Below are 12,731 nucleotides of genomic sequence, written 5' to 3' on the forward strand. Positions count from 1 at the left end.
CCATGTCAAATGCAGCCTTACAAACAGAAACTCAAGCACCAATTACCGAGTTGGTTTTACTTTCCTCTACCCCTGCAAAAATCAAATTCAACCTGAAAGAGTTCCGTCAAAACATTCGCAACGAGCTAAAGAAATACGACCTCGTTGTTACCGTTGACACAGTGAAAGACGCCAAAACTTTGGCTGCAAACTTAAATGGGCAAGCAAAATCACTAAAGGATAACTTCAAGGAAGCGGCCGCATTAGTTACCAAACCTGTCGACGACCTTGGTTTAGAGATTGCCGACATCGCAGCTGAGATTCTGGATTCTCGCGAAAAGCTAACAGCTCAGATCAAAAAGTTTGAAGACGAACGCAAGATTGTTGTCCGCAATGCGATTGAAGCAAAACGCCTAGAGCTATGGGACAAGCTCAAAGTGCAAGAAGAGTTCCGCAATGCACCTATTGATAAGCTGGTTAAGCTAACCGCATTAACAGATAAGGACAATCTAACAGCCGCCACCTTGCGGGACCTTCAAGCGCTGATCGATGAAAACCGACGCCTGCAAGACCAGACTGAAAAGCGCCTTTTATTACTAGAAAACCAATCCTACAGAGAAGGCCTGAAAGCACCGCTCACCCGCGAACACGTTGAAAGCTTCCTATTTGACGCTGAAGCCTCTTATGCTGGAAAGCTCGCTCATATGATGACTTCAGAGTTAAAGCGCCAAGCAGCAACCGAAGAAGCGACACGTCGCCAAGTGGCAGAAGAGCAACAACGCACACAGCAAGAGGCCACACCAGACCCCGTACAACAAGCTGAGCCAGTGCCGCAAAGATTCTCACCACCAACACAGCAAGAGCAGCTAGAGGTGCGAATCAAGCAAGCTAAAGAAGCATTACCGTATGCTGAGGGAAATCACAGCGAAGAACAGCGCAAGATTAGCGAAATGGAGCAGCAGCTAAGAGCGATGCAACAACCAGCGCCAGTGCAACACCAAGCCGAACAGTTGGACGTAATATTTACACCAAACGGCTCAATGGAAATGTTAAATCGAGTTGATACATCGAGAGAGGAAGCTTTTCAGGCCGCGCTTTCTGCTAGCGCCAACCAAGGCACCCTAGTTGATGTTTGGACAAAAGAACAAGGGCGCGTTGCTATTGCTGACGGCTCAACAGGTCGCGTTTACGTTTGGAACCAGTTCTAAAACTCCCCCCGCTCTACTCTATCCATTTTAAAGAAGGAATTTAACTATGTTGGTACTTACTCGTAATTCAGGCGAATCACTAATGATTGGCGATAACGCAGAGATCCAAGTCACTGTCTTGGGTGTCAAAGGAAACCAAGTTCGCCTTGGCGTCACCGCCCCTATGCAAATTTCTGTTCACCGCGAAGAAATCTACCGTCGCATTCAAAAACAGCAAGCAGAAGCCCCTAAAGCCGAGTACGAGGCACACCAAGACCACCTTTATCAAGAAGCAGTGAAAATCGTTGTTGAAGCAAGAAAAGCGTCAATTTCCTTTCTACAGCGCCGTCTTAAAATTGGATACAACCGGGCCGCACAACTCATGGAAGAAATGGAAAGAAAAGGCGTTGTCTCAGCCATGGCGCATAACGGGCACCGAGAAGTACTAAAGTAGCAAACAGCCCACCGACACACTGGTGGGCTTTTTTGAGTGGTGTCCACCGGAAGACATCACCCCAAAAAGCCTCTCACTTCAAACCATATCCAAAGGTAAACACCATGAACACTCGCCAACTAGCCAGCGAGGCGGTTAATGCTGCACTTCGTTGCTCAAACTACAAACCAGACAACAAGCGCCTAAAAGACGTTTATGCCGATGCTGTTGAAGCTGAAATAGCGCTTATCTATGCAGCTATAGATAACGGCATGAATCCAGAAGACCACGCTCGCGCTCGTGAAACCCTCAAACAGCTTATGAAAAACGGACGACGTTATTCGTATAGCACAGCCTTGGAGCAAGCAGCATGAAATCACGCCCTATCCTATTCAACGCAGCCATGGTGAAAGCCATTCTTGATGGCCGCAAAACCCAAACGCGTCGACCAGTGAAAAACCAACCGTCCAATGGCTGGGCATTTGAAGACGCAGAAAAAGGTGGAGCATTTTTCCGCATCACATCTAGCCACCCAAAGAAAGGCAAGTGGGGAGCAATGATTCGACGCGGTGTAGGCACCGACTTCCCTGAAGCTGACATCGAAGTTTCACCTTACGGCATGCCAGGCGACCGTCTATGGGTGCGCGAGACGTGGCAGGGTCCGCTAGTAAATCAGGAAGATGAAGGTGCAATCATCGCCAACAAAGAAAGATTTCAAAATCCGAAATACTGCTCTTACGAAGCATCTGGCGACTCATGCGAATTCTACGACATCGAGCTGGAAGAGCTTGTTTATCGATGGAAACCATCAATCCATATGCCTCGTTGGGCTTGCCGTCTTGTTCTGGAAATCACCAACGTACGCCTTGAGCAAGTCCAAGACATCAGCGAAGAAGACGCCAAGAAAGAAGGCACGATCACGGAGCAAATGGCAGCAGATGCAGGCCTAAGCTGGCGCTTTGGTGATCGTCGCCAATTTAAAGATATGTGGGACAAAGTTTATCCGAACTCATGGAAAAACAACGAATGGGTGTGGGTAATTGAATTCAAAATCGTCGAGCTAAAAACAGCCTAACAAGGAGAGTAACCATGCATTTTTTCAACGCGCAACACGGTCAATTAGATTTGCACCTACCACAAGAATTGATCGTCGACAATTTTGCAGGCGGTGGCGGTGCTTCTACAGGTTTAGAAATGGCGTTAGGCCGTCCAGTTGATATCGCCATCAACCATGATGAAATTGCCATTAAAACTCACTCAGAAAACCATCCAGACACAGTGCATTACTGCGAATCTGTATGGGATATCAATCCTGTTGAAGCTTGTAATGGTCGCCCTGTTGCGATTGCGTGGTTTAGCCCTGACTGCAAGCACTTTTCAAAAGCCAAAGGCGGAAAGCCAGTAGAAAAAAATATTCGCGGCCTTGCTTGGGTTGCGGTTCGTTGGGCAGCAACAGTTCGCCCTAAAGTAATCATGCTGGAAAATGTCGAAGAGTTCAAAACGTGGGGACCAGTAAAAGACGGTGAACCGGCTTTAAATCAAAAAGGCGAAAGCCAAAAAGGCAAAACCTTTAAAAACTTCGTCAAAGAGCTGATCAAGTTAGGTTACCAGGTGGAGTGGAAAGAATTAAAAGCGTTTGAGTTTGGCGTACCGACAACCCGCAAGCGCTTCTTTCTAATAGCTCGCTGCGATGGCAATCCGATTTGCTGGCCAACACCAACCCACGGAGATCCTAAATTATTAGAGGTTCAGTCCGGGCTTTTAAAGCCGTGGAGAACCGCAGCGGATATTATCGATTGGTCATTGCCATGCCCTAGTATTTTTGAACGCAAGCGTCCTCTTGCTGAAAACACATTAAAGCGAATTGCTAAAGGCTTGCAACGTTTTGTGATTGAATCTGATAAGCCTTTTATTGTTCCATCATTTATCACTGAGCATGCTAACGCCAGCAATCAACGCAATATGCCGATAGACGAGCCGCTGCGCACAATTTGCGCACAAGTAAAAGGCGGTCATTTTGGGCTGGTTACTGCATTTCTAGTCAAATACTACGGCATGAAATCACCAAACGAAGTGCGCGGCCATCTTCCAAATGAGCCTGTACACACGCTCACGACAGAAAACAGATATGGAATAGTAACAAGCCATCTAATCAAGCTACGCAACAACAATTACGGCTCACCTGTCACCGATCCAGTGCCAACCATCACCGCTGGCGGCAATCACATAGGCGAGGTTCGCGCCTTCCTAGTGAAGTACTACGGAACGGGCGAAGGCTGCGCCATCGATGAGCCATTGCACACAGTAACAACAAAAGACCGATTTGGGCTTGTCACTATTCACGGAGAAGATTACCAGATTGTTGATATCGGCATGCGCATGCTGTCACCACGCGAGCTTTACCGCGGTCAAGGCTTCCCAGATTCGTACATCATCGACCAAATAAGCGACGACACTAAGCTTTCGAAAGCGGCTCAAGTGCGTATGTGCGGCAACTCAGTCTGTCCACCGCTCGCCGCTGCGCTGATCAAAGCCAACACGCGCACCACGCAAATCGCCAAACGCGCGAAAGTCGCATAAGGAGCCAGCATGAGCACCAAAGAGCAATTAGGCAGGCTATGCCGCGAAGCCTATCACAAGGGCTCACCTCTCAGCATAGAAGAGATTGTTTCTTTAGCAGACAATCTCTATCAGGCAGAGATAGCAGAAAACGCAGCAAAGCTTGCTGATATAAAAGACTCACTGTACGGGAAAGGTTTACAGGTCGCCAATTGGCACCTAAATGGCGAACTCGAACCTTTAGATAATTTCTTTAAAGAAAATGAATGGTGATTTATGAGAACCGCAAAGATAAAGAAAGGAACGGTGGTTGTTACTAGGGTAGACACTTTAATTGTTGATTTCCATAAAGCTGACTATTGCCGATTTACAAAGAACTTAAATGCATCAGCTAGATTGATATTAAATGATTACAACCGTTGCTTTATTTGTGACTGGCCATTTCAAATAGGCACAGATGAAACAGGAGAGGTGATGAATTTGGTTTGTTTTAAAGGCCAAGTCAATAAGCTTCTATGTACCGATTGCTATAAGAAGCTTATAGGTGGTTTATGAGCACATCTAAACAAGTCGACATACCTCAAAAGCAATACTGGCGCACTTGGAACCCAACTCCCCTAACACCGTCTTTATTTTTGAATAGGCCTGATGTTCCAGCGCATCATGCTGTTTTGCTTAGAAATGGTGTAGTTCTTCGCTCAGTATCGACAGACCACTGGCATGATGGCTTTTGCAACCATGACACAGTGGTTGCCGCATACTGCTATAAAAACTAACAAGAGAAGATAATGCCTAATCATTCCGTAAAAAACGCAAACGAAGGCGATATCCTTTACGAAGTAATCAACCTACATCATATTCGAGAAATGACATTTAATCCTAGAAGGAAAGCCGATATGAGAAGTTTAAAGGCTGGACGCTTATTTAAGCGTCGTATCTATGCCGAGCAACTTTGCCATTCTATGCTTGATAGAAATAGGCGCGAATACGACGAACTATGTCGTCGCATTGATGCGTCAATAGCTCCCTAAATTGAAGATACGCATACCAAAAAATAATCCAGCACCCTGCTATTAAAAACTAACCCCCAACTTCCCTTTCATCAATACCCCCACCACTCGCAGCAAGCCGCAAATCATCAAGGTAATCAGCCCAGTGCTGAAGCATCTTTTCGCGCTTATCTAAGTGCTTGGTTCGATTGTATGCTCGCCCATTCTCGTCTTTTACTCTATGTGCTAGCTGGTGCTCGATGAGGTGTTGTGGATATTCCAACACTTCATCGAGTATCGTTCTGGCCGTCGCCCGAAATCCATGTGGCGTCTGATCATCGTTCTCATACCCCATCGTTCTCAAAGCTACCCTTGTACCATTTTCTGATAAAGGCCGACTTCCGCCACGAGCACTAGGAAAGACATACTTGCCTCGCCCAGTGATAGCGTAAAGCTCTGTAAGTATTTCAATACTTTGAGTGCTTAGCGGAATAATGTGGTCATAGTGCTTCTTAGCAGATACCAGCTCTATTCTTTTTTTCTTCCAATCTACTTGCGACCATTCTAAGTGCCTTAGCTCCACTTGGCGACAAAGCCAAAGCGCTGTGCATTTAAGAGCAGCAACAACGACAGGTGTGCCAGCATATCGATAAATCGCCAGCATTAAGCGCCCCAGCTCTTCAGGTTCTGTAATTGCCGAAAAATGTTGGGTTTGGTGCGGCCGTAAAGCACCTCTTAAATCACCAGCAGGATTATAAGATGCGCGGCTAGTAACAATGGCATATCTAAAAATAGAGCCAATCTGCCAGCGTAACCGGTGAGCGGTATCAATCGTCCCTCTGTCCTCAACCTTTCTTAGCATGGACAAAATCTCTTGAGCGGTAATCTCTGATATAGGTCGACGACCAATGAAGGGGAAAACATTGCGCTCTAACCCCCGTCTGATCTTTTCAAGATACCCCTCTGACCTGTCACTCATTGGAACTGTTAACCATTCACGAGCAATAGACTCAAAGCTGTTTTCTCGGCTAACGCCCTGTAAGACCTTCTGAACCTGCTTATCTGCGCTAGGATCAACACCTTCCTTTAACTGCTTTCTGGCGTTTTCTCGCTCTTCTCTTGCCTCTTTGAGTGATATTTCTGGATAAACACCAATAGACAATGTTTTTTCTTTACCAGAAATTCGGTATTTCAACCGCCAATATTTAGACCCGTTGGGGTTAATGAGCAGATAAAGTCCCTTCTCATCAAATAATTTATATTGTTTTTCGCGCAATTCAGCCGATTTAATGGCCCTGTCGGTTAGTGGCATAAGTCAATTTATCGCATCATTTGGTACCCCCATTGGGGGTATCAATCCATGAAAAACCCGATATACCCCCGAATATACCCCTCTTTGTTGGGGGTTTAGGTGGGACTGTATGGGACTGTATGGGAAAGATAGTAAATTCGAAAGCTTGAAAACTCAAGGCTTTCGGGACTATATGGGAACGTATGGGACGTGAATTTGGTGGAGCCTAGCGGGATCGAACCGCTGACCTGTTCGCTGCCAGCGAACCGCTCTCCCAGCTGAGCTAAGGCCCCAAAAACTGGCAAGAATTCTATGAGCGCTTCCCTAGCGTGTCAACCTTTTTGAAACCAAGACCGTATTTTTTAAGTAACTAAAACAACAAAATCTAACACTTTGAATATTGTTTTGATAAATGTAAGCATGTTCTGATAGAAGCCTGCTTTGTTTTTATAGAAAAGCCTTAATAACATGAGAAAAGTTCAATGATTGAATTTCCAACGGTATTAGATGATCTGATGATGGCTCAACAGCCCATACTCAAAAAATCAAAAGACATTTTTGGTTATGAGCTTCTATTTCGTGGACAAGACGCCCTAAATGCTAGTTTTTCTGATGGCGAGGCTGCCACTAGCCAAGTATTGGTGAATTTATGCATCGGGATTACCAAATTAGAATCCCAATTAAGAAAGCCTTTTTTTATTAACATGACAACAGAGCTTATGTTGTCTGATGCGTTCTTCCCGATCGATCCTGATACTGTTTATATCGAAATTCTCGAAAGCCAAAAGCTGACACCTGAATTTTTTGAAGCACTAAAGAAGTGGCGTTCTGCTGGCTACCGATTCGCATTAGACGACTATCAGTTTGATGCTGCTTATCAAGCACTCTTGCCTTGGGTTTCGATTGTCAAAGTCGACGTGTTAGCCACACCACCCGATCAATATGCTTCACAAATAGCCAAACTAAAAGCCCGTGGTTTGATTTTACTTGCCGAGAAGGTAGAAGATCTAGCCATGTTTGAACTTTGTAAAAAGCTCGGCTTTGACTTATTCCAAGGCTATTTTCTACAACGTCCCGAGCTTATTAAAGGTAAAAAAATAGACTCTGCAACCCATGGCGCCATCGAGCTTGTGAATGCACTACAAAATAAAGACATCTCTATTGATGCCATCACAGAATTGGTCACCAAAAATCCCAAATTATCCTATCAACTACTGAGAATTCTCAATAGTCCTGTCTGCGGTGTCGCCAAAACCGTTACCTCAATAAAAGAAGCGGTGATATTCCTAGGCTTAGTGCAATTAAAAAAATGGGCCCTATTAATCACCCTAACATCGTCCACTAAACAACCCAGCTCTTTGTTAAAAGTCTTATTAACGCGTGGCCGCTGTTGCCAACTTCTGGCCGAGAACCAAAAATCCTCTCTTGCCGATTCGGCTTTTATGGTCGGATTAATGTCTGGGATAGACGCGGTGTTCAACGTCGAAAAATCCGTGGTGTTAGAGCAAATTGCGTTAGATAAAAATGCTTTAAACGCCATCATGAAACAAACTGGAGAACTCGGATCTTATCTGACTCAAACATTAAATTGTGAAGAACAAAAGTGGGACAGTATTCAAGCAATGAGCCCAGCACAAAGAACAGTATTAAATAGAGCCTTTTTAGACGCTATGCTGTGGTCAGAGGAAGTGATGCTGTCAATCAATTGAAGCTTTGGTACAGCGACTACGCTCGCCAATTTTTGCGAAAACTAAAATAAATCCTTTTTTTTTCGTTAAACGATTGACAGTTATAGAAAAAAATATAGAATGCGTTTCACCTTTTTCAAGGCCAGTGTGGTGGAATTGGTAGACACGACGGATTCAAAATCCGTTGCCTTCGGGTGTGGCGGTTCGAGTCCGCCTACTGGTACCAACATAAAAAAAGCGCTTACTTCGGTAAGCGCTTTTTTTTGCTCTCGACGATCACATCAGTATAAAACAAATCAATAACAATCAGTAATCAGCGTCAAATCCATGGGTCACGTAATCAGGCAAGTCTTCTTCTTTAGGTATCGGTGTCGACTTCCCATGCTCATCAATCGCCACAAACTTAAACATTCCCTCAGTCACTTTTTCACGATGACCAATACGACCACGACGCACCCAAGCTTCCACTAAAATGTTCATCGAGGTACGGCCAACCGACTCCACTCTGGTATACACTCCTAATATATCTCCCACCTTAACTGGGCGAATAAAGCTCATGCCATCCAAAGCAACGGTCACTACACGAGATTGAGCACGCTGTCCGGCACAAATACCCGCGGCGATATCCATCTGAGATACCACCCAACCACCAAAAATATCGCCTGCAGGGTTCGTATCTGACGGCATTGCAACCGTTCTAGTCGTAAGACGACCTTTTGCCTTTTCTTCAAACTCTGCCATAACGCTCTCTCAATCGGTTTATCTATTATTGTTACATGTTTTTTATAGTTTTTTTGTCGACTAATTCACTTCAAACCGACAAAAAAATAATAACACAAGCGGCACAATATTCACCGGAGTAAGTTAAATACCAACTCGACTAAACTACTCAGACTCGTAAAAAATAGCCGTGCCTTTGGCTTCTGCCGTTGGAAACGAGAAGCTCGAGCCAATTGACGTTCCTACTCCACCGCTGCTACTCGCACTAATACCAATCCCAGTTCCCAAACGTCGAAAAGATAACTGAGTAACATCATCTAAAATCACACCATTTGCGCCTATTTCTGCCGCTTGCTCTTTCAACTCTTGAGTAGCCTTTTCTCTTCTTGAATCTTCTGTAAAACCGTTGTCGCTTGACGCTCGAACGGTACCAATGACCCTGTAATCAAACTCTGGCGCCTTTTCAAACACTGTCACCTGATCAGGATCAAGCTCTGGCATCTGCTGACCAGTAACTACATGCGAGCCCGAGGCACAGCCAAACAACAACACAGGTAATGCGAGTACAAATAGATATTTAATAGTATTCATTATTGTAAGACCTCATCTTCGACGACCAAATCATAGTAGTGTTGCATAAACACTACGAAAGCAGATTGATAAAAGTGTGGACTTTTATCATAGCGGTAAAACAAACAAAGTAACCTGCAAACTACTAGACTAATATTTACTATGATTAAGAAAAAACACAACCCGCATTAAAAAGAAATAAGAGGTACAAATGAGCGAACTGCTAGAAAAAGACATCTTCTGCCCCTACTGCGGCGAAAGCATCGAAGTGGTCATAGAAGTGCTGGATGAAAGCCAAGAATACATAGAAGATTGCCAAGTCTGCTGCCGCCCTATTGTCTTTAACATAGACACCGCTTTCGACGGCTCCACCTCTGTTTCCGTACACTCTGAAAATGAGACGTATTGATTGGAAGAAATTAAAAGCTTCCGCGCTTATAGATGACTCATATGTTAGGCCTTTTTTGATAAGATTATCATAACCAGAACTTAGCGCTGTGCTGGTTAGTGATTTTAGTCTTAATGACTTGGAAGAGTTTTAGTCATCATAGGTTTGAGCTAATACAAACGCTAAACTCATGACCAGCTCAGCTTGAATCGATTGACAAATAGTTTGATCGCTTCATCACCCATTAGCCCCACTACACCAGACATAAAGTACGTCATTGCTGACGACATATTCATCGACGTGCATAGAAAGAACATCTGCATGCCCAAGAAACCGCCAGTAAAAACCGCGATAAGCATATCAATTAATGAGAATTTTTTAGAATTTTGTTGAAAGTCACGAAGATATTTCACAGCCCCACCTAACACACCGACCATTACGAATGCCGCTGTTTGTAGGAGCTCATCCGGTAGGAATTTCATAAGGTGCGTCCAGTCCAGAAACGAAAAAGCCCCGCAAAATGCGAGGCCCAGAAATGACAAAGCCCCGCACTTGGCGAGGCTTGATATGTTGTGTTGCCGTCAGATACAAAACTAACAGCATGGAGATAATTTAGCGCCTAATTCCCGACCTTGCAAGCCTTGCGCGCGCAAAAACAAAATGTCGTTCTCTTCTTATGAAAGCGACATTTTACACCTAAACCCTTATAGATATTGGGCTAAAGCAAAGCGCCTTAACAACGCAATGGCGGCATGTTGGCGGCAAATCACAGGTGTTTTTTGATGAATATGTTTTGTTCATGCACAAAAAAACCACCCGAAGGTGGTTTAGAAGTTTGCAAAGTCACTTACAGGCTATCATTCCCAGTGCGCTGTACTAGACTTATTCGCGTAGCCATCTTTATTAATGCCCGGCGCAATACATTTCACTAAATCTTTTCCAACTGGAAGCGGAGACCCAATACTGTAAGGTTTACCTTCGTAGGTGCAAAATGACATTTTATCAAACTGTCCAATATTAGACTGATCAGGAGTATCAGCTAACACACTAAAAGAAGACAGCGCTGCAATGACTAGCAAGAGTTTTTTTGACATAAACAATCCTTTTTCAACTCATTAAAATGTATAGTTATTCATACAGTAACTGTATATATAGCCAGCACAATATTCTTCAAGTCTAAATATTAATTTTTATTTCAACCCTCTACAAAGTGCCGACCAATGGCACTTTCACGCGTTCGGTGGTTTGTCGTTTCCGATTTTTCGACCAGAAATGAGGCGGAATGCCCCCCAGACCTCTTTCACCAACATGGCACTTTTAGCCGTTCAAAGGTATATTAGCTGGCTTTACTCTTGATAAATTGGGACGAGGAATGCGGAGAAAGATTGACGAGGTAGCTAAATGGAGACCGTTTATCGATGCAAACGGCCAAGAATACGATCTTAGCCACCTAGACGCTCATGAAGCGACTTACTCCGATATCAGAAACGGGAAAAAAGAAACCTACACTTTCATTGTCTCCTACTCATTCCATTGCTTCGCAAAAGACTACCCTCATCAAACAGAAGCGGAAAAAGCGGATCTGATGTACCACACACTAAAAGAAAGCAGACCGTTTTGCTTTGAAAGATATGAACTCTCAAAAAAGTATTTGAGACAAATTGTTGATGCCTTTGGAGACAAGAAAACCCGCATAGGACACGCAGGTTATGGAAGCTATGCCTCTGTCACCATCAACACAGTGGAAGAAGGACAAATAATCTATTTCGTGCCCTTTAAAATGTATCGAGAGAAAAAGTTAATGAGGATACACATTACCAGTGCTTATCCTGAGGACGTGATGCCCAAGCTGGATAAGGTGAATTTTTTCAACATTGCGAAGAATCTTAGGCTAGGAAAGCCTCTTCCCAAACCCCAGAAATAACAAAACCCGCCTAAAAGCGGGTTCCGTCGAGCATTGATTCAAATTTTGAGCCTTTGCCCGATATTCAGAAAGCCTTTACCGGGTTGCCCTCGACCTTTTACGGTAGCCGGATGTGTGATGTTACTCACTCTGCTGCATCCATATATGACATCTCTGTCAATATCTGTAGTTTATACATGTAAACTTGATTTATCAACTACCTTCTCCGAAGTGTCGGGCTGTGGCCTTTTGATACGTTCGATGGTTTGGTCGACCAATGCGGGGTTGGCTTGTCGATTTCCGATTTTACGACCAAAAATGAGGCGGGATCTGAGAGGGTCAAAGAGAGTTTTTCATCTGACCCTAAATATTATTGGAACATCAACTTCATTTGCTTCATCTATAATTTGAAGTTTCTTATATGATCCAACCAAAATTTCACAACGGCGAATAGTTTTAATGAACTTAGCGTAGGCTTTAGTTGTCATACAGAGTCTTTGTCCGCTTGTTTAGGGAAGAGTTGATTTAGGAAGTCAGAACATATTGCGACACTATTCAGAAAATCCCATACCAGCATATTGGAACCATGGGCTTTTAAATTTCTCATTTGTGGGATGACATCAATCATATCGGTACACCATTTATTGCCAGGCTCATTGGTATCGAGATGCCTAAAACCTGCATCACATATCCAGCCTTTTTTAACTGCAATTTCCAGTAGCTTCCTTAGACCTAAGTGTTTTTGCGTATCGGCTTTTACGCGCAGCGCGTGCTCAATGACGGTGTAGGTTTTGAGGTGAACTTCTGGTGCGAGCGCGTAAAAGTAGTAGGTGTACAACGCCATGTTTTTAGCGATGTTGAACTGGCTTTTCAGCTCGTCGGGGACTTCTTCGTTTAGAGTTTCTTTGGATAGATTCTCGTGCAATAACGCTAAGTCGAGGCTTAAGCCGGTAATGCTCGACATCAGCAAATGCTTTCTATCTATTTGGGTAAGCTCTTCGATGCTTTTGAACTTTTCCATGTT

Annotated in this window: 16 protein-coding genes, 2 tRNA genes and 2 pseudogenes; 13 read left to right on the top strand and 7 right to left on the bottom strand. The window is 44.1% G+C overall.

What is annotated here, in order from left to right; translation table 11 throughout:
- The first annotated feature begins 2 nt into the window (after window positions 1-2).
- From C0J08_RS15115 to C0J08_RS15150, 9 genes and pseudogenes are all read left to right on the top strand, one after another.
- Entirely contained in the window at window positions 3-1,187 is a 1,185-nt protein-coding gene (locus C0J08_RS15115; RefSeq protein WP_212652761.1) for a DUF1351 domain-containing protein, read from the top strand.
- A gap of 46 nt (window positions 1,188-1,233) precedes the next feature.
- Window positions 1,234-1,425, top strand: a pseudogene (gene csrA, locus C0J08_RS22640) (carbon storage regulator CsrA); the annotation flags it as partial.
- Between the two features lie 21 nt (window positions 1,426-1,446).
- A pseudogene (locus C0J08_RS22645) lies at window positions 1,447-1,620 on the top strand (DNA translocase FtsK); the annotation flags it as partial.
- Window positions 1,621-1,724: 104 nt separating this feature from the next.
- On the top strand, window positions 1,725-1,973 hold the full coding sequence (locus C0J08_RS15125; RefSeq protein WP_212652763.1) for a hypothetical protein: 249 nt from the start codon (window positions 1,725-1,727) through the stop codon (window positions 1,971-1,973).
- Window positions 1,970-2,674: an ASCH domain-containing protein gene (locus C0J08_RS15130; RefSeq protein ID WP_212652764.1), complete on the top strand. Its 705-nt coding sequence runs from the start codon at window positions 1,970-1,972 to the stop codon at window positions 2,672-2,674. The genes C0J08_RS15125 and C0J08_RS15130 overlap by 4 nt, the downstream gene beginning before the upstream one ends.
- A gap of 14 nt (window positions 2,675-2,688) precedes the next feature.
- Window positions 2,689-4,179, top strand: coding sequence for a DNA cytosine methyltransferase (locus C0J08_RS15135; RefSeq protein ID WP_212652765.1), 1,491 nt, complete (start codon window positions 2,689-2,691; stop codon window positions 4,177-4,179).
- A 9-nt stretch (window positions 4,180-4,188) separates the two neighbouring features.
- Window positions 4,189-4,431: a hypothetical protein gene (locus C0J08_RS15140; RefSeq protein ID WP_212652766.1), complete on the top strand. Its 243-nt coding sequence runs from the start codon at window positions 4,189-4,191 to the stop codon at window positions 4,429-4,431.
- Window positions 4,432-4,709: 278 nt separating this feature from the next.
- On the top strand, window positions 4,710-4,934 hold the full coding sequence (locus C0J08_RS15145) for a hypothetical protein (RefSeq protein ID WP_212652767.1): 225 nt from the start codon (window positions 4,710-4,712) through the stop codon (window positions 4,932-4,934).
- Window positions 4,935-4,946: 12 nt separating this feature from the next.
- Window positions 4,947-5,189, top strand: a complete 243-nt coding sequence (locus C0J08_RS15150; protein WP_212652768.1) for a hypothetical protein — start codon at window positions 4,947-4,949, stop codon at window positions 5,187-5,189.
- 49 nt (window positions 5,190-5,238) lie between these two features.
- Here the strand turns inward: C0J08_RS15150 and C0J08_RS15155 are convergent, their stop codons facing one another.
- Window positions 5,239-6,459 carry a tyrosine-type recombinase/integrase gene (locus C0J08_RS15155; RefSeq protein WP_212652769.1) on the bottom strand — a complete coding sequence of 407 codons (1,221 nt, stop codon included), beginning with the start codon at window positions 6,457-6,459 and terminating at the stop codon, window positions 5,239-5,241.
- Between the two features lie 196 nt (window positions 6,460-6,655).
- Window positions 6,656-6,731 (bottom strand) — tRNA-Ala (locus tag C0J08_RS15160).
- Window positions 6,732-6,920: 189 nt separating this feature from the next.
- Between C0J08_RS15160 and C0J08_RS15165 the strand changes: the two genes are divergently transcribed.
- Window positions 6,921-8,147, top strand: a complete 1,227-nt coding sequence (locus tag C0J08_RS15165) for an EAL and HDOD domain-containing protein (RefSeq protein ID WP_212652770.1) — start codon at window positions 6,921-6,923, stop codon at window positions 8,145-8,147.
- Window positions 8,148-8,267: 120 nt separating this feature from the next.
- Window positions 8,268-8,352, top strand: a tRNA-Leu gene (locus C0J08_RS15170).
- Between the two features lie 80 nt (window positions 8,353-8,432).
- Here the strand turns inward: C0J08_RS15170 and C0J08_RS15175 are convergent.
- Both C0J08_RS15175 and C0J08_RS15180 read right to left on the bottom strand, forming a co-directional pair.
- Complete coding sequence (locus C0J08_RS15175) at window positions 8,433-8,867, bottom strand: acyl-CoA thioesterase (RefSeq protein ID WP_212652771.1); 435 nt, start codon at window positions 8,865-8,867, stop codon at window positions 8,433-8,435.
- A 144-nt stretch (window positions 8,868-9,011) separates the two neighbouring features.
- The gene (locus C0J08_RS15180; protein WP_212652772.1) at window positions 9,012-9,437 is read right to left on the bottom strand and encodes a YbjQ family protein; all 426 of its coding nucleotides are present in this window, start codon (window positions 9,435-9,437) and stop codon (window positions 9,012-9,014) included.
- Between the two features lie 190 nt (window positions 9,438-9,627).
- Between C0J08_RS15180 and C0J08_RS15185 the strand changes: the two genes are divergently transcribed.
- Window positions 9,628-9,825: a CPXCG motif-containing cysteine-rich protein gene (locus C0J08_RS15185; RefSeq protein WP_212652773.1), complete on the top strand. Its 198-nt coding sequence runs from the start codon at window positions 9,628-9,630 to the stop codon at window positions 9,823-9,825.
- Window positions 9,826-9,992: 167 nt separating this feature from the next.
- Here the strand turns inward: C0J08_RS15185 and C0J08_RS15190 are convergent, their stop codons facing one another.
- A complete protein-coding gene (locus C0J08_RS15190; protein WP_212652774.1) occupies window positions 9,993-10,286 on the bottom strand; it encodes a phage holin family protein in 294 nt (97 codons plus the stop codon).
- Window positions 10,287-10,661: 375 nt separating this feature from the next.
- Window positions 10,662-10,898, bottom strand: coding sequence for a hypothetical protein (locus C0J08_RS15195; RefSeq protein WP_212652775.1), 237 nt, complete (start codon window positions 10,896-10,898; stop codon window positions 10,662-10,664).
- Between the two features lie 278 nt (window positions 10,899-11,176).
- On the opposite strand from C0J08_RS15195, the gene C0J08_RS15200 reads away from it, so the two are divergent.
- Window positions 11,177-11,728 carry a YjaZ family protein gene (locus C0J08_RS15200; RefSeq protein ID WP_212652776.1) on the top strand — a complete coding sequence of 184 codons (552 nt, stop codon included), beginning with the start codon at window positions 11,177-11,179 and terminating at the stop codon, window positions 11,726-11,728.
- Window positions 11,729-12,191: 463 nt separating this feature from the next.
- On the opposite strand, the gene C0J08_RS15205 is transcribed toward C0J08_RS15200, so the two are convergent.
- Complete coding sequence (locus tag C0J08_RS15205; protein WP_212652777.1) at window positions 12,192-12,728, bottom strand: hypothetical protein; 537 nt, start codon at window positions 12,726-12,728, stop codon at window positions 12,192-12,194.
- Between the last annotated feature and the right edge of the window lie 3 nt (window positions 12,729-12,731).

The sequence above is a fragment of the Marinomonas sp. CT5 genome (assembly GCF_018336975.1).
Lineage (GTDB): Bacteria > Pseudomonadota > Gammaproteobacteria > Pseudomonadales > Marinomonadaceae > Marinomonas.